18 protein-coding genes are annotated in these 18,400 nt (G+C 72.0%); 1 reads left to right on the top strand and 17 read right to left on the bottom strand.

Going from position 1 to position 18,400, the window contains the following annotated elements; genetic code table 11:
- Positions 1 to 44: 44 nt before the first annotated feature.
- From ACFYUV_RS44200 to ACFYUV_RS44160, 9 genes are all read right to left on the bottom strand, one after another.
- The gene (locus tag ACFYUV_RS44200) at positions 45 to 623 is read right to left on the bottom strand and encodes a TetR/AcrR family transcriptional regulator (RefSeq protein WP_387680279.1); all 579 of its coding nucleotides are present in this window, start codon (positions 621 to 623) and stop codon (positions 45 to 47) included.
- A gap of 128 nt (positions 624 to 751) precedes the next feature.
- A complete protein-coding gene (locus ACFYUV_RS44195) occupies positions 752 to 2,401 on the bottom strand; it encodes an ABC transporter ATP-binding protein (protein WP_387680276.1) in 1,650 nt (549 codons plus the stop codon).
- A 574-nt stretch (positions 2,402 to 2,975) separates the two neighbouring features.
- Positions 2,976 to 5,702, bottom strand: a complete 2,727-nt coding sequence (locus ACFYUV_RS44190) for a DEAD/DEAH box helicase (RefSeq protein WP_387680273.1) — start codon at positions 5,700 to 5,702, stop codon at positions 2,976 to 2,978.
- Between the two features lie 79 nt (positions 5,703 to 5,781).
- Positions 5,782 to 6,666, bottom strand: a complete 885-nt coding sequence (locus ACFYUV_RS44185) for a diacylglycerol/lipid kinase family protein (RefSeq protein ID WP_387680270.1) — start codon at positions 6,664 to 6,666, stop codon at positions 5,782 to 5,784.
- A gap of 16 nt (positions 6,667 to 6,682) precedes the next feature.
- On the bottom strand, positions 6,683 to 7,552 hold the full coding sequence (gene tatC / locus ACFYUV_RS44180) for a twin-arginine translocase subunit TatC (protein ID WP_387680267.1): 870 nt from the start codon (positions 7,550 to 7,552) through the stop codon (positions 6,683 to 6,685).
- A 35-nt stretch (positions 7,553 to 7,587) separates the two neighbouring features.
- Positions 7,588 to 7,938, bottom strand: coding sequence for a Sec-independent protein translocase subunit TatA (gene tatA, locus ACFYUV_RS44175; protein ID WP_358299048.1), 351 nt, complete (start codon positions 7,936 to 7,938; stop codon positions 7,588 to 7,590).
- A gap of 13 nt (positions 7,939 to 7,951) precedes the next feature.
- Positions 7,952 to 8,170, bottom strand: a complete 219-nt coding sequence (locus ACFYUV_RS44170) for a hypothetical protein (protein ID WP_358299046.1) — start codon at positions 8,168 to 8,170, stop codon at positions 7,952 to 7,954.
- A complete protein-coding gene (locus ACFYUV_RS44165; RefSeq protein ID WP_364341813.1) occupies positions 8,167 to 9,135 on the bottom strand; it encodes a WYL domain-containing protein in 969 nt (322 codons plus the stop codon). Before ACFYUV_RS44165 ends, ACFYUV_RS44170 begins: the two co-directional genes overlap by 4 nt.
- Positions 9,132 to 10,094, bottom strand: a complete 963-nt coding sequence (locus tag ACFYUV_RS44160) for a WYL domain-containing protein (RefSeq protein ID WP_358299042.1) — start codon at positions 10,092 to 10,094, stop codon at positions 9,132 to 9,134. The genes ACFYUV_RS44165 and ACFYUV_RS44160 overlap by 4 nt, the downstream gene beginning before the upstream one ends.
- Positions 10,095 to 10,132: 38 nt before the next feature.
- Between ACFYUV_RS44160 and ACFYUV_RS44155 the strand changes: the two genes are divergently transcribed.
- The gene (locus ACFYUV_RS44155) at positions 10,133 to 11,200 is read left to right on the top strand and encodes a DUF3866 family protein (RefSeq protein WP_387680262.1); all 1,068 of its coding nucleotides are present in this window, start codon (positions 10,133 to 10,135) and stop codon (positions 11,198 to 11,200) included.
- Here ACFYUV_RS44155 and ACFYUV_RS44150 read toward each other — a convergent pair.
- The 8 genes from ACFYUV_RS44150 to prcB form a co-directional block, all read right to left on the bottom strand.
- A complete protein-coding gene (locus ACFYUV_RS44150) occupies positions 11,146 to 11,625 on the bottom strand; it encodes a DUF3291 domain-containing protein (RefSeq protein WP_357977352.1) in 480 nt (159 codons plus the stop codon). The genes ACFYUV_RS44155 and ACFYUV_RS44150 overlap by 55 nt on opposite strands.
- A gap of 33 nt (positions 11,626 to 11,658) precedes the next feature.
- Positions 11,659 to 12,306, bottom strand: coding sequence for a helix-turn-helix domain-containing protein (locus ACFYUV_RS44145; protein WP_364341809.1), 648 nt, complete (start codon positions 12,304 to 12,306; stop codon positions 11,659 to 11,661).
- Between the two features lie 19 nt (positions 12,307 to 12,325).
- The gene (locus tag ACFYUV_RS44140) at positions 12,326 to 13,252 is read right to left on the bottom strand and encodes an FKBP-type peptidyl-prolyl cis-trans isomerase (RefSeq protein ID WP_387680259.1); all 927 of its coding nucleotides are present in this window, start codon (positions 13,250 to 13,252) and stop codon (positions 12,326 to 12,328) included.
- A gap of 94 nt (positions 13,253 to 13,346) precedes the next feature.
- Positions 13,347 to 14,255, bottom strand: coding sequence for an FKBP-type peptidyl-prolyl cis-trans isomerase (locus ACFYUV_RS44135; protein ID WP_387680256.1), 909 nt, complete (start codon positions 14,253 to 14,255; stop codon positions 13,347 to 13,349).
- A gap of 119 nt (positions 14,256 to 14,374) precedes the next feature.
- On the bottom strand, positions 14,375 to 15,733 hold the full coding sequence (gene pafA, locus ACFYUV_RS44130) for a Pup--protein ligase (protein WP_125642647.1): 1,359 nt from the start codon (positions 15,731 to 15,733) through the stop codon (positions 14,375 to 14,377).
- A 136-nt stretch (positions 15,734 to 15,869) separates the two neighbouring features.
- The gene (locus ACFYUV_RS44125; protein WP_387680255.1) at positions 15,870 to 16,457 is read right to left on the bottom strand and encodes a hypothetical protein; all 588 of its coding nucleotides are present in this window, start codon (positions 16,455 to 16,457) and stop codon (positions 15,870 to 15,872) included.
- A gap of 152 nt (positions 16,458 to 16,609) precedes the next feature.
- Entirely contained in the window at positions 16,610 to 17,476 is an 867-nt protein-coding gene (gene prcA / locus ACFYUV_RS44120; RefSeq protein ID WP_387680252.1) for a proteasome subunit alpha, read from the bottom strand.
- Positions 17,477 to 17,497: 21 nt separating this feature from the next.
- Positions 17,498 to 18,364: a proteasome subunit beta gene (gene prcB, locus ACFYUV_RS44115; RefSeq protein ID WP_387680249.1), complete on the bottom strand. Its 867-nt coding sequence runs from the start codon at positions 18,362 to 18,364 to the stop codon at positions 17,498 to 17,500.
- Positions 18,365 to 18,400: the final 36 nt, after the last annotated feature.

Here is an 18,400-nt window from a genome sequence, read left to right as displayed (position 1 = left end):
AGTCGGCTCCGGCCGCCGTGATCTGCGGCGGGACGGGCGGCCGGTCAGTCGGCTGTGGCGCGCATGCCGTCGCACATCACGGCCGCCATCCGCCCGGCCGCGCCCCTGCCCCGCGCGTGGCGTTCGGCCGCCAGGGCCCCGCGCAGCAGGTCGCGGACGTCGTCGGCGGACAGGTCGCGGCGCACGGCCCCGGCGCGCTGCGCGCGGGCCAGCAGCCGCCCGACCGCGTCGGCCAGGTCGGCCTCCAGCGCCGAGCCGGGCCGCGACCCCGGCCCCGCGCCACCGTCCAGCAGGTCGCACAGCGCCTGGTGGGCCGCGGCCTGCTCGGCGACCCGGCAGAACCAGCCGAAGAAGGCCCGCCCGGCGTCCTCGGCGGTGGCCAGCGCGCGGGCGTCGGCCACGAAACGTTCGGCCCGACCCAGCAGCACGGCCTCCAGCAGCGCCTCCTCGGTGGGGAAGTGGCGGTGAACGGTGCCGACCCCGAACCCGGCGCGGCGGGCGATCTCGTCGAGGGAGATGGTCAGCCCGTCGGCGGCCAGCGCCTCCTGCGCGATCTGCAGCACCCGCTCGCGGTTGCGGCGGGCGTCGGCGCGTAACGGCCGGGCGGAGCTGTGGTCGCCCATGGGGAACCTGCCTTTGGCAAGCGGAGGGAGGGCTCCGATTCTACCGGGCGGTAGCCCGGCGTGGCGCGGCCGCCCGCCCTGGCCGGAGCCAGGAGGGGCGGCCGCGTGGGACCTGTCGCACCCGCCGCTCAGGGCGGCGTCGTCAGCCGCGGCCCGAGGCCGAACGAGCCGACGCGCTTGAGCCGGATGCGCTCCTCGCGGGGCACCGGCTCCAGCTCCACGGCTCGCGCGCCCTCGGGCACGTGACGCAGGTCGTGGGTGATGAGGATGGTCGTGCGCCCGGCCATCAGCCGCCGCAGCGGCTTCATGACCTGGGCGACGGTGGCGTCGTCCAGCCCGGTCATCGGCTCGTCGAGCACCAGGACGGGCGCGTCGCGCAGGATGGCCCTGGCGATCCCGATCCGCTGCCGCTGGCCGCCGGACAGCAGCCGGCCCCGCTGCCCGACCGGGGTGTCGTACCCCTGGGGCAGCAGCTTGACGAAGTCGTGCACGCCCGCCGCCTCGGCCGCCCTGATCACCTCGTCGAGCGAGGCGCCCGGCCGGCCGTAGGCGATGTTGTCGCGTACGGACCCCGAGAACAGCAGCGTCTCCTGGTGCAGGATCGCCACGTTGGCACGCAGCGACTCCCGCGTCAGGCCCCTGATGTCACGGCCGTCGAGCAGGATGCGCCCGCGTTCCGGGTCGTAGAACCGCAGCAGCAGCTTGGCCAGCGTCGACTTGCCGCTCCCGCTGGGCCCGGTGCAGACGATGAGCTCGCCGGGCCCGGCGGTGAACGACACATCGCGCACGGCAGGACGGCTGCGTCCCGGATAGGTGAAGCCGACGCCGTCGAACTCCACCCGTCCCTCGGCCCGGCCGGGCAGCGCCACCGCCCCCTCGGGGTCGGTGACGAGGGGCCGGACGTGCAGGACCTCGATCACCCGGTCGGATCCCGCCGCCGCCTCCGACACCGTCAGCGCGAGCTCCCCCAGGCTCTGCACGGCCGGGTAGAGCATCGCCAGGTAGGCGGCGAAGGCGAGCAGGCCGCCCAGGGTGAGCCGTCCGGAGACGATCTCCCAGGCGCCGAACCCGATGATGACGATCAGGCAGACCGTCTCGATGACCTGGACGACGGGCTGGTAGAGCCCCGACAGCCAGGCCTGGGACAGGTTGGCGCGCAGCCAGCGGCGACCCTCGCCGTGCAGGCGCCCGGACTCTGCCCCCTGCCGGTTGTAGGCCTGGACGAGCGCCTGGTTGGCCAGGCCCTCCTCCAGCACGCTGTTCATGGCGCCGTTGCTGAGCCGCTCGCGCGCCGCCGCCGTCCTGAACCTGGCCGCGAACAGCTTCGAGACGACCAGGAACGCCGGGATCAGCGCCATCGTGACGAGGGCGAGGTCCCAGCGGATGAGGAAGGCGGCGCCGGCGAAGAACACCACGCTGGCCGCGGTGGTGAACAGTTTGACCAGGCCGGAGCCGACCAGTTCCTCGATGGCCTGGATGTCGTCGGTCAGCCGGGCCATGAGGTCACCGAGCCGCCGGTTCTCCGAGAAGTCCGGCGACAGGGTCTGGATGTGCGCGAACACGCGGTCGCGCAGGGCGAGCAGGAAACGTTCCGCGCCGTAGGCCGTGGCGTACGTCCCGACGAAGGACGTCAGCCCGGCGAAGGCGGCGAGCCCGAGCCAGGTGAAGGCGGGCGCCCAGAAGGCGTCCAGATCGCGGGTGGCGAGCACGTCGTCCGTGATGTGCCCGAACAGGCGGATCGCGGCGACCTCGCAGAGTGCCGCAAGGACGGCGAACACCACGCCACACGCGAAGAACCGGCGCAGACCTTTGGTGTCCGGCCAGAACTCGCGAAAGGTTCGACGGATGGAAACGGCAGGAGCGAGTTCACGGCCGGAGAGCGTAAGGGAGAGCCGGCGGCTGGGCCGCCGGCTCTCACGGGGTTGCTCTACCACCCCCAGCCCCACCACCTGCGGTAGCAGCAGCGACGGCGGTACCACCGGCGACGGCGGCAGCGCCAGGACTCCTGGAAGCCGGGCTGGGTCAGCTGGTTGTTAGCCATGTTTTCCTCCCCCGTATGGCTGTTCCATTCGACAAATGGGACGATACCCACGAATTCGCCGCAAATCACCAGAAGTACGGACTTAAAGGGAGAATTGACCGGTGAATCCCGGCCACAAAGGCACTACTGCCGGCCACTTAAATGAGCCGTAAATCGCGAAATCCGCCGATAGCGGTCACGGAACGCCCAAAGATGCTACTCAGAACTGGTTCTCACCTAATCGGAAAACCCGAAGGGCGGGCGGATCCGGCCGGATCCACCCGCCCTTCGCGGGCATTCCCGGGGCTCAGGTGAGCCCTCAAGGGGAGTCCTCAGGTGAGCGACGAGTACGCAACGACGCCGCGGCGCATGGCGTCCATCGCCTTGCCCGCGGTCTGCTTGATCTTGCTGCCCTCGGGGGCCGCGCTGCCGAGCTGGCCGAGCAGGTCCATCAGCTGCTTGATCCACCGCACGAAGTCGCCGGCCGCCAGCTCGTTGCCGGCCACGCCCTCCAGCAGCACCGCGTCGAGGCTGTGGCCCTTGGCCCACCGGAACGCCGCCCACGCGAACCCCAGATCGGGCTCACGGATGGTGGACAGCCCGTGGTCGGACTCGATGCCCTCCAGCTCGCCCCACAGCCGGATCATCGACGACAGCGCGTCCTCGGCCCGCCCGGCCGGGATCTTGGGACGGCGCGCGTCGTCGGACTGCCGCGACTCGAACACCAGCGCCGACACGCACGCGGCCAGCTCGGCCGGTTCGAGCTCCTCCCACAGGCCGCCGCGCAGGCACTCGGCGGTCAGCAGGTCGAGCTCGGTGTAGAGGCGGCCCAGGCGGCGGCCCTCGTCGGTGACGGCCTCGCCGTCGAGGTAGCCCAGCTGCTCCAGCACCGAGCAGATGCGGTCGAAGGTGCGGGAGATGACGTGGGAGCGGCCCTCGACGCGGCGGCGCAGCCCCTCGGTCTCGCGCTGCAGCTTGTAGTAGCGCTCGGCCCAGCGGGCGTGGTCCTCCCGCTCGTCGCAGCCGTGGCAGGGGTGCTGGCGGATGCTCCGGCGCAGCTCGTTGACCTCGTCGTCGTCGACCGAGTGGTCGCGCGCCCTGGCCGGCTTGCCGAGGTCGCGGTCGCCGATCTTGGCCAGCAGGGTGGAGACGAGGTTGGCGCGTTCCTTCGGCGAGCGCCCGTTGAAGTTCTTCGGGATGCGCAGCTTCTCCAGCGGCTCGACCGGCACCGGGAAGTCGGCCGGGTCGAGCTTCTTGACCTGCTTGCCGATGGTCAGCACCAGCGGGCTCGGGCCGTGGCCACGCGGGTTGCGCCCGGGGTCGAGCACGATGGCCAGGCCCGCCCGGCGCCCGCCCGGCACCCGGATCACGTCGCCCGGCTGCAGCGCCTCCAGCGAGCGCACGGCGGCCGCCCGCCGGGCCGCGCCACGCTGCTTGGACAGCTCGGCCTCACGGTCCGACAGACGCCGGCGCAGCGCGGCGTACTCGGGGAAGTCGCCCAGGTGGCACGTCATGGCCTCCTGGTAGCCCTCCAGGGCCTCCTCGTGCTTGCGCAGCTGCTTGGCCAGGCCCACGACCGCCCGGTCGGCCTGGAACTGCGCGAAGGACTCCTCCAGCAGCGTGCGGGCGCGCTCGCGGCCGAACTGGCCCACCAGGTTGACGGCCATGTTGTAGGACGGCTGGAAGCTGGAGCGCAGCGGGTAGGTGCGGGTGCCGGCCAGCCCGGCCACCGACAGCGGGTCCATGCCCGGCTGCCACAGCACCACCGCGTGCCCCTCGACGTCGATGCCGCGCCGCCCGGCCCGCCCGGTGAGCTGGGTGTACTCGCCCGGGGTGAGGTCGGCGTGGGTCTCGCCGTTCCACTTGTCGAGCTTCTCGATCACCACGCTGCGCGCGGGCATGTTGATGCCGAGCGCCAGCGTCTCGGTGGCGAAGACGGCCTTGACCAGGCCGCGGGTGAACAGCTCCTCGACGACCTCCTTGAAGGCCGGCAGCATGCCCGCGTGATGGGCGGCCAGGCCGCGCTCCAGGCAGTCGCGCCACTCCAGGTAGCCCAGCACGGCCAGGTCCTCGTCGGGCAGGTGGGCGGTGCGCTCGTCGACGAGCTGCCTGATCTCGTGGCGCTCGCGGTCGGTGGTCAGCCGGATGCCGGCGTAGAGGCACTGCTGCACGGCCGCCTGGCAACCGGCCCGCGAGAAGATGAACGTGATCGCCGGGAGCAGCCCCTCGGAGTCGAGCTTCTCGATCACCTGGACGCGGTCGGGCGGCCGCGAGCGGTGGACCTTGCCGTAGCCGCGGCGCCCGCGCCGCCCGGCCATCAGCCGCTCGGCGTCGCGCGTCACCCGCATCAGCGCGGGGTTGATGCGCGGCGTCAGGTCGTCGGTCATGAACATGTCGTAGACGCGGTTGCCGACCATCATGTGCTGCCACAGCGGCACCGGCCGGTGCTCGTCGACGATGACCGTGGTGTCGCCGCGCACCTCGCCCAGCCACTCGCCGAACTCCTCGGCGTTGCTGACCGTGGCCGACAGCGCCACCAGGCGCACCGACTCCGGCAGGTGGATGATGACCTCTTCCCACACCGCGCCGCGGAAGCGGTCGGCGAGGTAGTGGACCTCGTCCATGACGGCGAAGCCCAGCCCGGCCAGGGTGGCCGAGCCGGCGTAGAGCATGTTGCGCAGCACCTCGGTGGTCATGACCACGATGGGGGCCTCGCCGTTGACGCTGTTGTCGCCCGTCAGCAGGCCGACCTTGGCCGTGCCGTAGCGCTTGACCAGGTCGTTGTACTTCTGGTTGGACAGCGCCTTGATGGGGGTGGTGTAGAAGCACTTGCGGCCCTGCTCCAGGGCCAGGTGGACGGCGAACTCGCCGACGACCGTCTTGCCCGACCCGGTGGGCGCGGCCACCAGGACGCCGTCGCCCGCCTCCAGGGCCCGGCAGGCGTCGAGCTGGAAGTCGTCGAGCTCGAAGTCGTAGAGACCGCGGAACGATCTCAGCGCCCCTCCGTCGTCTCCGTGCTTCTGACGGAAGGCCGCGTAGCGTTCCGCTGGCGTTGTCATACCCGTCAGCCTACCGAAATCGCCATTCCGGTCCGTCCCGGCGGACTCGGCCCGCGGCGAACAGCCTTCACGTCGTGGATCAGGTGATCACGCGCAGCGCGCCGGGCTGGATCTCGCAGCTGACCGGCACCGGCCCCACGCGCTCGCCGTCGGCGTAGGCCACCACGTCGGCCGCCTCCAGCGTGACCCGGCGGGCCCGCCGCACCGACACCGCCGGATGCCCCACGTGGGTGCCCCGGTAGACGCCCGGGAAGACGCGCAGGAACTCGCCCTTGGACACCGCGCCGACCATCATCACGTCGAGCAGGCCGTCGTCGGGCGAGGCGTCGGGGCACACGCGCATGCCTGCCCCGTAGGAACGGGTGTTGGCCACGGCGACCATCATGGCCTCCTGCTCGACCACCTCCCCGTCGTCGAGGGTGACCCGGAACGGGATGGGCCGGAAGGCGCGCAGCTCCTCGGCCACCGCCACCAGGTAGCGGCCCCTGCCGGGCGGCCAGGTGCGCCGGTTGGCGCGTTCGTTGACGCGCGAGTCGAAGCCGCAGCAGAGCACCCCGGCGAACAGCTCCTCCGACCCCCCGGCCCGTACGCGGGCCGCGTCGACCGGCCGGGCCCGCATCCGCAGCACGGTCCTGGCCGCGGCCAGCGGGTCGCGCGCCAGCCCCAGGGCGGCGGCGAAGTCGTTGCCGGTGCCGGCCGGGATGATGCCGAGCGGCACGTCGGTGCCCGCCACGGCCTGGACGGCGAGGTGGACCAGCCCGTCGCCGCCGAAGGCGACCAGCGCGTCGGGGCGCTCGGCGACGGCGGTGCAGGCACGTTCGAGGGCGTCGGCGGCGTCGGCGCCGACGATCACCGACAGCTCGGCGCCGCCGGCCCGCAACCGGCGGGCGACGGGTTCGAGCAGTCGCAGGGTGCGCCCGCCGCGCGCGGCGGGGTTGACGAGCAGGGCGATTTGGGGGGCCACGCCCGGAACCTATCGCCTATCGGGCGCCGTCGGAATCCTCGGCGTCGGACGCGGCGTCCGCCAGCGGCGAGGCCTCGTCGTCGGACAGGTGCGAGAAGTCCTCGCCCGCGGGCCTGCGGCGCTCCCGCACGTACATGAAGAGCTCGGCGAGGAAGTACAGGATGATCATCGGCGCGGCCAGCGCCATCATGGTGAGCGGGTCGCCACCGGGGGTGATGACCGCCCCGAACACGAACATCGCGAAGATCACCGTACGCCGGTGCTTCTTCACGGTCGCGTGGGACAGGACGCCGATGACGTTGAGGAAGACCAGCAGCAGCGGCAGCTCGAACGACACGCCGAAGATCATCAACATGATCAGGACGTAGTCGAGGTACTCGTCGATCGAGATCGTCGCGACGGTGTCCTCAAGCGAGAAGCTCAGCAGGATGCCGAGGCTGGTGTCCATGATGACGTAGGCCAGGCCCGCGCCGAACACGAACAGCGGGACGGCCAGGCCGAGGAACGCGATCGAGTAGCGCTTCTCGTTGCGGTAGAGGGCCGGGGTGACGAAGGCCCAGATCTGGTAGAGCCAGACCGGTGAGGCCACCACGACGCCCACCATCGCCGAGACCTTCAGGGTGATGAAGAAGGACTGGAAGATGCCGTTGTAGACCAGGCTGCAGTGACCGTTGAGCTGGCGCGACTGCACCGTCTCGCAGTAGGGCGCGCGCAGCGCCTCCCACACCGGGTCGAACAGCATCCAGCCGACGACGATGCCCACGACCACCGCGAGAACCGAGATGAGCAGCCTGTTGCGCAGTTCGCGCAGGTGCTCCATGAGCGGCATCCGGCCCTCGGGGTCGGGGGCCGATCCGGAATCTCTCGACCGTTTGAGCAGCGCCATTCGCACGTCCAGGGGTGAAGGAGGAGGAAGGGGGGTCAGCCTTGCTTGTCGGCCTGGGCGGCGCTGGCGCGCAGGCGGGCGGCCTGCTCCTCGAGCTGGCGGGCCTGCTCCTCGGCCGAGAGCGCCGGGGCGGCGGCGGGGGCCGGGGCGGGAGCGGGGGTGATCGGCTGCGGTGCGGCCTGCTGGGCCGGAGCCGGGGCCGGCTGCGCCTGGACCGTGGTGTGGGGCGTGTCGTCGTCGTCATCGCGGAGCTTGGCGGTCTCCGACTTGAAGATGCGCAGCGACCTGCCGACGCCCCTGGCCACGTCGGGCAGCTTCTTGGCACCGAACAGCAGGACGAGCACGCCTGCGATGATCAGGAGCTCGGGAACTCCAAGGTTCGACATGAAACGTCCTTTATCAGCGAGTGCCGGTCTTCAGCCCCGATGGTACGCCCCCAGGGGCCGTGGTCTCATCCTTCCGGGGCGTCAATCTGACCTGCCCCCGCTCCAGACGCGCCTTCGCCGCGGCGACCTCCCTCTTCAGGGAACGTGCCGCGGCGGCGGCCCTGGCGCCCGCGACGCCGAGCACGGCCAGCCCGGCCAGGACCAGCCCGGCGGCCAAGAAGATCCACGTCATGGGTGCTGAGCGTACAGGGCCAGGGCCCGCTCGGCCTCCCCGCGCACGGTCTCGGCCATCGCCGGCGGGAAGACGACCCGGCCGGTGTCGCCGAGCCGCAGCGCCAGCTTGACGATCCAGTCCTCGTCACGCGCCCGCAACGAGATCTTCAGCCGTCCTTCACCGAGCTCGGTGACCTCCTCGCACGGGTAGTACTCGGCCACCCACCGCCCGGCGGCGCTGACCTCCAGCTCGACCAGCTCGTCGGTCGGCGAGGGACGGAAGACGCCGCGGGTGACGTCGATGGGCTCGGCCTCGGCCGGCGGGTCGGCCGGCACGTCGAGCACGTCGACGCCGAGCACCCGGTCGAGCCGGAACAGCCGCATCGCCTCGGCCCGGTAGCACCAGCCCTCCAGGTACGTGCGGCCGTCGACGACCACGACCCGGGTCGGGTCGACCTCGCGCGGGGTGACCTCGTCGCGCCCGGGCACGTAGTAGCGCAGCGACAGCCGGCGCCGGGCGGTGAGCCCCTCGCGCACCCGGCCGAGCGCGTCGGGTGCGGCCTCGACGTCGAAGGCGACCTGGCTGCTGACGGTGGCCGCGCCCTCGCCCGCGGCGCGCTCCAGCTTGGCCACCACGCGCGGCAGCGCGTCGCCGGCGGCCACGTCGGCCAGCTCGGGCGTGGCGGCCAGCATGCGCAGCGCGACCAGCAGCGCGCTGGCCTCGTCGATGCCGAGCCGCAGCGGCCGGGCGATGGTGTCGGCGTTGTCGATGATGATCTCGCCGCCGTCCCAGGAGACGTCGATGAGGTCGCCGGGGGTGTGGCCGGGCAGGCCGCACATCCACACCAGTTGCAGGTCGTCGATGAGCTGCTTCTCGCTCAGCCCGAAGACCTCGGCGACCTCGCCGACCTGGGCCCCCGGGTGGGACATCAGGTACGGCACCAGCGCCAGCAGCCTGGGCAGCCGGTCAGCAGAACCGCTCATGCCAGGGCTCCCTTCAGTCGGCGGATGACGGCCTCGCGGGCGTCGGGCGGCCCGACCACCTCGACGTCGGCGCCGAGGCTGGCCATCCAGCCCGCGAGGCGTTCGGGGTCGGCGAAGGCCAGCTCGGCCTCGTCCCAGCCGTCCTCGCGCGGGTGCACGGCCCTGGCGAGCTGGCGCAGGCCCTCGCAGGTCCCCCGGCGCACCCGGATGACGGCGACGCGCTCGTCCACGGGCTCCTCGGGGAAGCCGACCATGGCCCGCAGGTCGACCCCGTGGGGCACCTCGACGACGCCGGGGCGGCCGAGCGCGGTGACCGGACCGGCGATGCGGCTGAGCCGGAAGGCGCGCGGCGCGGCGCGGTCGCGGTCGAACCCGGCCAGGTACCAGCGCCCGCGCCGGCTGACCACGCCCCACGGCTCGACGGTGCGGGCGCGCACGGTCTCGCTGCCGGAGGCGCGGTAGTCGAAGCGCACCACGCGGCGGTCGCGCACGGCGTCCCACAGGGCGGGGAAGGCCGGGTCGCGGGTGTCGACGCGCAGTTCCAGGGCGCCGCCGCCGATCGGGCCGCCGACCGGCTCGTCGGTGGCCACGCCGGCGGCGCGCAGCTTCAGCAGCGCCCCCGAGGCGGCCTCGGCCAGGCTGGCCCGCTGCCACACCTGCGCCGCCAGGCCCAGCACGGCGGCCTCGTCGGCCTCCAGGGTGATCTCCGGCAGCTCGTAGGACTGCGGGTCGATGCGGTAGCCCGGCTCGTCCTCCCACGGGTCGCGCACGACGTCGATGGGGATGCCGATCTCGCGCAGCTCGTTCTTGTCGCGTTCGAACATGCGCTGGAACGCCTCGTCGCCGTCGCGGTCGTAGCCGGGAACCGCCTGGCGGATCTGCTCGGCCGACAGCGGGCGGCGGGTGGCGAGCAGGCAGATCACCAGATTCAGCAACCGCTCGGTCTTACGGCGCGACATCTGCCTCACTCCTCCTTCATCGACGCTACCCTGCCCCCGTGATCAGATGGCGCAAGGGCGAGGTTGTCCGGATCCGACGCGAGTGGCCGGGAGCGGTGGAGCTGGACGTCGCCGTTCCCGAAGGTGAGTGCCGGGCACTGGCCTACCCCCCGTTGGTGGGCCGCCCGGAACCCGGTGACGAGGTGCTGCTCAACACGACCGCACTCGCGATGGGTCTCGGTACGGGAGGTTACGCCATGGTGGTGGCCGTCCCGAACCGTTTGCCGCAAGATCCGGTGGGTCCGGGGCACCTGGTGAAGGCCCGCTACACGCCGCTGCAGGCCACGGTGCTGGGCGCCGACGAGCAGGACTCGCCGTTCCACGACGTCCTGAGCGAGGCCGACGACCTGGCCGGGATGCCGGTGATCGTGGCCGATCTGCACTCCGCGCTGGCCCCGATCCTGTCCGGCCTGTACGACGGCGCCCCCGGCCCGCGGGTGGCGTACGTGATGCAGGACGGCGGCGCGCTGCCCGCCTGGTTCTCGATGTCGGCGGCCCGGCTGCGCGAGACCGGCTGGCTGGCCGGGGTGGTGACGACGGGCCAGGCGTTCGGCGGCGACGTCGAGACGGTCACCGTCCACACCGGGCTGCTGGCGGCCAGGCACGTGCTGCGGGCCGACGTGGCGATCGTCACGCAGGGCCCGGGCAACCTGGGGACGGGCACCCGCTGGGGCTTCTCGGGCGTGGCGGCGGGCGAGGCGGTCAACGCCGCCGGGGTGCTGGGCGGCCGTCCGGTGGCGGCGCTGCGCGTCAGCGAGGGCGACGCGCGCGAGCGGCACGTCGGCGTCTCCCACCACTCGCTGACCGCCTACGGCCGGGTCGCGCTCTCGCCGGCCGACGTGGCGGTGCCGCAGCTGCCCGGCGCGTTCGGCGAGCGGGTGCGCGAGCAGGCCGGGCCGCTGGCGGCCCGGCACCGGCTGGTGCCGGTGCCGGTGGACGGCCTGCACGAGGCGCTGCGCGCCGCGCCCGTGAAGCTGTCCACCATGGGCAGGGGCCTGGAGGAGGACCTGCCCTACTTCCTGACCTCGGCGGCGGCGGGCAGGCTGGCGGCCTCGCTGCTGTCGTAGGAGTCCTTGTAGGTGAACGCCTCGGGGCTCGGCCCCTCGGTCCTGAGGCGTTCCAGCCGCCGCATGCCCTCGGCCAGCGACGGGATGTGCCCCTCGGGCACCCACCACATCACCATGTACGGCTCGGCCACGCGCAGGAACCACTCCCTGCGCCGGCGCAGCACGCCCAGATGGACGCTGCGGTAGGTGAAGTCCCACAGGGTCTCCAGCGACTCCCACACCGAGAAGTTGATCAGCAGGTGGTCGCCGAAGTCGTGCACGACGGTGGCGGTGGGGTCGCTCTCGCTCTCCTTCATCCGCCACACGAAGCCGGGGGCCTCGTCGGCGACGGCGTTGACGGGTTCGAGCAGGGCGACGAACTCGGCGAGTTCGGGGGCGTCGATGGGCGCGCGCAGGTGCGCGACGTTGAGCTGGGCCAGATGCATGGGGCTCAGCACATCACTCTCGCGGCTTCTATGTCAATCTTCATTTGTTTTAGAAAGCGAGACGCAGCACTCCCCCGGCCGCGGATCCAGCCGCGCCCTGCCCGGGTCCTCGCCCATACCCTCCAGCAGCCCCTGGCACAGCGCCAGGTTCATCGAGCACACCAGCAGCGGCTGCTCCTGCGACAGCAGGTGGAAGGGGCAGTTGCGCAGCCGCAGCGCGCCGCCCTCGTCGTAGGGCTCGTAGCCGCGCTCGCGCAGCACCCGGTCGACGGGCTCGCCGCCGCGCCCCCTGCCGATGCGCGCGCCCGCCCGGCGGGCCGCCTGCTCGGCCTGCTCCTCCGCGCCGAGCAGCTCCACCACGTCGGCCAGCACCGCGGCGGGCGTGGCGTAGTCGCGCGGGGGCAGGCTGACCGTGCGCTCGCCCTTGGCCCTGCGGTAGACCTTGGCCGGGCGGCCGCTGCCGGGGCCCTTCCTGTCCTGGGGACGAAAGCCGCTCTCCAGCAGCCCGGCCTCGACGAGCTTGTCGAGGTGGTGGCCGGCCAGCGTCCTGGACACGCCGGCCGCCTCGGCGGCCTCGCCCCGGCCGACGTCGCCGCCGCCGGCGGTCACGGCCTCGTACAGGCTGCGGCGCACGGGGTCGTGCAGCAGGCCGAGCGCCTGCAGGTCGTCGTCACTGCTCACAGCCGGAGTCTACGGAGCCTCAGTAGGCGGCCAGGACGTCCACGACGAACACGAGGGCGTCGGAGCCCTTGATCCCGTACGCGGGATGGCCCGGCGCGCCGTAGCCGTAGGCGGGCGGGACGACCATCAGCACCCGGCTGCCGACGGGCACGCCGACCAGCGCCTTGTCCCACGCCTTGATCACGGTGCCGTCGCCGATCCGGAACGCCTTCGGCAGACCGGTCGACCAGGTGGAGTCGAAGACCTCGCGCCGGGCCCAGATCGCGCCCTCGTACTGGGTGACCAGGAGCTGCCCGGCCCGCGCCGGGCCGCCGCTCCCCCGCCGCAGCACCTTGGCGGCGAAGGCGCGCGGCGGCGCGGCGGCCGGGATCGACACCTTCGGCCGCTCGCCGCCGGTCACCCGGACGCCGGCCAGCGACCCGCCGGCCGCCTCGACCGAGACGCCCTTGCGGTGGGCGCCCAGGATGTCCACGACGTAGACCAGGTCGTCGGCCGGGCCGACGCCGCGCGGCGGGGCGGCGCCGAAGCCCTGGTCGGGCGGGACGGCCGCGAGCACCCTGCTGCCCACCGTGCGGCCGCGCAGCGCCCTGCCGAGCCCCGGCAGCAGCGAGCCCACCGGGAAGGCCGCGGGGGCGCCCCGGTTGAAGCTGGAGTCGACCAGGCGGTTGTCGCGGCCGTCCCAGACGTGCGCGGTGTACTGGACGACCGCGACGTCGTCGTCGCCCAGCCGGTCGCCGCCGCCCGTGGTCAGCTCGTCGACCTGGAGATCGGCGGCCGGCCGGCCGGCGGGGAAGACGATCGTGGGCCGGGCGCCGAACGCGCCGCCCACCTTCAGGTCGAGTTTCTTCTCCGCCTTGAGCGCGGGCCCGCCGGCCGTCGGGCCCGTGCAGGCGGCGGCCAGCAGCAGCAGCGACGCCAGCGACGGCACGATCGTACGGCGGCGCATCTGCCCTCCCACGACAAAGTGGCCCGGCGGCGAGACGCCACCGGGCCACGAGATGCTACCGCGTCGTCGGACGGCCCGTCAGGAGATCACCCGGTCAGGAGGCCGCCAGCACGTCGACCACGAACACCAGCGTGCTCTTGGCGGGGATCTTGTCCTGGGCCTGGTCGCCGTAGCCGAGGTCCGGCGGGATGCTCATCACGACCCGGCTGCCGACCGGCACCCCGGCCAGGCCCTTCTGCCAGCCCTGGATCACGTTCGCGAGCGGGAACTCGGCCGGCTCGCCGCGCTCCCAGCTGGAGTCGAACTGGCTGTCGGTGCCCCAGATCTTGCCCGTGTAGTGGACGGTCAGCGTCTGGGTGGGCTGCACCTTGGCGCCGGTGCCCTCGATGATGGTCTTGACCACCAGCTCCTTGGACGGCTTCTCGTCGGTCTTGGTGGTCAGCGTCGGAGCCTTCTCCCCACCCGGGTTGTCCACCTTGACGCCCTTGAGGGTCTGGCCGGTCTCCTTGCCCGTGGCCGCCTTCAGCGCCGGGGGCCGGGCGCCGACCACGTCGAGCACGAACACCTTCGTCGGCTCGGCACCGGCCGTGGCCTGCCCCGCCGGGGCCGAGTCGTTGGCCAGCACGGCCAGCAGCCGGCCGCCGTGCTTGACCTTCGTGAAGCCGGTGCGCAGCACCTCCGGCAGCTGCTCGTTGACCGGGACGGTCTCGGGCTGCTTGGTGTCGTAGGAGGAGCCCTGGATCGCGTTGCCCTTGCCGTCCCAGTTGTAGACGGTCAGGTTGACGATCAGCTTGTCGCCGGTCTTGACCTCCGGGCCGGTGCCCGGCTGGATCACCTTGTAGGAGGACTTCGTCGCCGGCGAGCCGGCGGGGAAGGTCACCGTGGGCTTGACGCCCACGTTCCCGGTGACGGTGAGCCCGGCCGCGTCGGTGCCGGTGGTGGCGCCTCCGTTCGCCCCGGCGTCGGTGTCGCCGCACGCGGCGGCGACGAAGATCAAAGGCACGGCTGCCAGTACGGCCAGAGCGCGGCGCATGGACTTCCCTCGGAAAAGACGTCAGATTCGCGTCACCCTACCCGACATCGAGGTAGGGCCGAGGTAAACACCACGCCCCGGCCGTCGCCTCACATGCCGGCGATGAGCTTGTCGACGCGCTCGTCCACGCTGCGGAAGGGGTCCTTGCACAGCACCGTGCGCTGGGCCTGGTCGTTCAGCTTCAGGTGAACCCAGTCGACGGTGAAGTCGCGCCGCTTCTCCTGCGCCTTGCGGATGAACTCGCCGCGCAGGCGCGCCCTGGTGGTCTGCGGCGGCACCGACTTGGCCTCGAAGATCTTCAGGTCGGAGGCCACCCGCTCGACCGAGCCGCGCTTCTGCAGCAGGTAGAACAGGCCGCGCTTGCGGTGGACGTCGTGGTAGGCCAGGTCGAGCTGGGCCACCCTGGGCGAGGACAGCGGCAGGTCGTACTTCTTGCGGTAGCGCTCGATCAGCTGGTATTTGGTCACCCAGTCGATCTCGCGCGAGACCAGGTCGAGGTCGCCGGTCTCGACGGCGCGCAGGGTGCGTTCCCACAGCTCCAGCACCCGGCGGGTGATGGCGTCGCCGCCGCGCCGGTCGACGAAGTCCTGGGCCTTGGACAGGTACTCCTGCTGGATCTCCAGGCTGGAGGCCTCCCGGCCGTTGGCCAGGCGCACCCGGCGGCGGCCGGTCATGTCGTGGGAGACCTCGCGGATGGCCCTGATCGGGTTCTCCAGGGACAGGTCGCGCATCACCGTGCCGGCCTCGATCATGCGCAGCACCAGGTCGGTCGCGCCGACCTTGAGCAGCATCGTGGTCTCGCTCATGTTCGAGTCGCCGACGATCACGTGCAGGCGGCGGAAGCGCTCGGCGTCGGCGTGCGGCTCGTCGCGGGTGTTGATGATCGGCCGGGACCGGGTGGTGGCGCTGGAGACGCCCTCCCAGATGTGCTCGGCCCGCTGCGAGACGCAGTAGACGGCGCCGCGCGGCGTCTGGAGCACCTTGCCCGCCCCGCACACGATCTGCCGGGTCACCAGGAACGGGATCAGCACGTCGGCCAGGCGGCCGAACTCGCCGTGCCGGCCCACCAGGTAGTTCTCGTGGCAGCCGTAGGAGTTGCCGGCCGAGTCGGTGTTGTTCTTGAACAGGTAGATGTCACCCGCGATGCCCTCTTCGCGCAGGCGTTTCTCGGCGTCGACGAGAAGGCCCTCAAGGATGCGCTCGCCCGCCTTGTCGTGGGTGACGAGTTCGATGACGTTGTCACACTCGGGTGTTGCGTACTCAGGATGGCTGCCCACGTCGAGGTAGAGACGTGCGCCGTTGCGGAGGAAGACGTTGCTCGATCGGCCCCAGGACACGACCCGCCGGAACAGGTAGCGCGCGACCTCGTCGGGGGACAGCCTGCGCTGTCCCCTGAACGTGCAGGTCACGCCGTACTCGTTCTCCAGCCCGAAGATGCGACGATCCATCACCTCACACTATGCCCACGGATCGGCGATAGGGAGAGATCTTCACAGGTGTTTTCCGGCGGACGTCCCATTTGCCAGATTTGCTGGGTGGGTTTTACCAGGTCCGCGCCCGCCCCCGCGAAGCGCGGAGCCGGGATCACGGGGTGTAGATCTCCTGAACCTTGACGATCTTGCCCTTGTGCACCGTGATGAGCGACGGCTGCCGCTGCTTGTCGTGCCGCTTGACCAGGACGGACGCGGGGCAGCGCTTGGCGCCCAGGCCGGTGTTGCGGTCGACGGTCATGGCCGCCATCACCGGCTTGCAGCCGTAGGCCGACAGGAAGACGACGTCCTTGGCGATCGGGGAGGCGTAGGCCGTCACGTCGCCCTCGGGCGGGCCGACGAAGTAGCCCTCGGTGGTCTTGGACCGCTTCCACTTGATGGGCTCGTACTCGGCGACGCCGTCGCGCACGTCGGTGATCCAGCCGCGCAGGATGCCGCTGTGGCGGGAGTGGATGCCCTTGGTGAAGTCGTGGCCGGGGTCGGCCTGGAAGCTCGTGCCGAAGATCGCGGGCTTCTTGTACGCCGGGTAGGCGGTGGCGGCCTGGCTCGCCGTGGCGGTGGCGGTGGCGGTGGCGGTGGCGGTGGCGGTGGCGGTCGTGGCCGCGTGGGCGGCGACGCCGGAGGCCAGCAGCGCGGCGGCGGCGGTGCCGCCGGTGAGGAGGGTGCGCATCGTTGTGTTCACGCTTGCTGAGATCCCACCTCGCGCCCCGGGGTTCACCGCCATGCCGGTGATACAGGTCACACAGCGCGGGCCCTGTCGCGGGCGGTGAGCTCAAGGGAGAGGGCGAGGGCCGTCATGGTGGCCCTCGCCCTCTCCCTGCGGTCTTCGAAGGCTCAGAGCGGCCCGGAGCCGTCGTCGACGTCGCCTTCGGGGCCCGTGGGCGGACCGGTCGGCGGCGCGGCGGGCGGCGTGGTGGGCGGGGTGGCGGGCGGGGTCTCAGGCGCCGTCCCGGACGACTCCCCGGCGGGCCCGGTCGGCGGGGCCTCGGGCGGGGTGGCGGGCTGCGCGGCGGACGTCGTCGTCTGGGCGAGCAGGCGCTCCAGCCGCGCGCCCGTCAGCCGCAGGAACTTGCGGTGCTCGCGGTTGCGGTCGAGCACCGCGACCTCCAGCTGGGTGACCGGCGGCCGCTCGCCGCCCGGCTCGGTGAGCGCGGCCAGCGCCACCTCAAGGGCGTCGGCCAGCGACATCGACTCGCGGTAGCGCTCCTTCAGCCGCCCGGCCACGGCGTCGGCCTGGCCGCCCATGGCGGCGAAGCCGTGCTCGTCGAACACCGAGCCGTCGAAGGTCAGCCGGTAGATCGCGTCGCCGTCGGGCGTGTCGCCGACCTCGGCGACGACGACCTCCACCTCCAGCGACTTGATCGACTCGGTGAAGATGCGGCCCAGGTTGGAGGCGTAGAGGTTGGCCAGCCCGCGACCGGTCACGTCGGAGCGGTCGTAGGTGTAGCCGTTGATGTCGGCGTAGCGGATGCCGCCGAGGCGCAGCTCCTCGAACTCGTTGTAGCGGCCGACGGCGGCGAACCCGATGCGGTCGTAGATCTCGCTGATCTTGTGCAGCGCCCGCGACGGGTTGGGCGCCACGAACAGGATGCCGTCGACGTACTGCAACACGACGACCGACCGGCCCCGCGCGATGCCCTTGCGCGCGTAGTCGGCCTTGTCCCGCATGATCTGCTCAGGGGACGCATATCCAAAAGGCATGGACACGGGCAGTGGTCCTTTCTAGCGCAGCGGGGCGATGGGGCCGTCGGGCGAGATCATCCGGGCCTCCAGCATCTGTTCGACCTTGGCGGCCACCTGCTGGTCGGTCAGCCTGCGGAAGCCGTCGGCGTCGATCACCGACACGATCGGCCAGATCTTCCTCGACACGTCGGGCCCGCCGGTCGCCGAGTCGTCGTCGGCCGCGTCGTAGAGGGCCTGGATCACCGTCATCACCATGTCGTCGGCCGAGGCGCCGTCGCGGTAGAGCTTCTTCAGCGAGCCGCGGGCGAAGATCGAGCCGGAGCCGATGGCGTCGTAGCGGTCGCGCTCGTAGGGGCCGCCCGCCACGTCGTAGCTGAAGATGCGGCCCTCGTCGCGGTCGGGGTCGTAGGCCGCGAACAGCGGCACCACCACCAGGCCCTGCATCGCCATGCCGAGGTTGCCGCGGATCATGGTGGCCAGGCGGTTGGCCTTGCCCGCCACCGAGAGCGTGCGGCCCTCCATCTTCTCGTAGTGCTCCAGCTCCACGCGGTAGAGGCGGGCCATCTCGATGCCGGTGCTGGCCGTGCCCGCGATGCCCATGCACGAGTAGTCGTCGGAGCGGAACACCTTCTCGATGTCACGCTGCGAGATGATGTTCCCCGACGTGGCCCGCCGGTCGCCCGCCATCACCACGCCGCCGGCGAAGGTGGCGGCCACGATCGTGGTCGCGTGGGGGACCTGGTCGCCGATCGGAGTGGCCAGCGCCTGGTGACGCTGCGGCAGCAACTCGGGCGCGTAAGAGCCGACGAACTCGGTGAACGAGGAGTTCCCTGAGTTTCGGAAAAGCTGGTCCACCAGGCCGACGGGCAGATCCCTGTTCGGTGCCACGCGACTCCCTCCCAACATCAGTGTCTCTAGGCCGACCCTACTCATGTTGCGTTG

Source organism: Nonomuraea sp. NPDC003560, assembly GCF_042878785.1.
Lineage (GTDB): Bacteria > Actinomycetota > Actinomycetes > Streptosporangiales > Streptosporangiaceae > Nonomuraea.
This window is presented reverse-complemented; position numbering and strand designations above follow the sequence as displayed.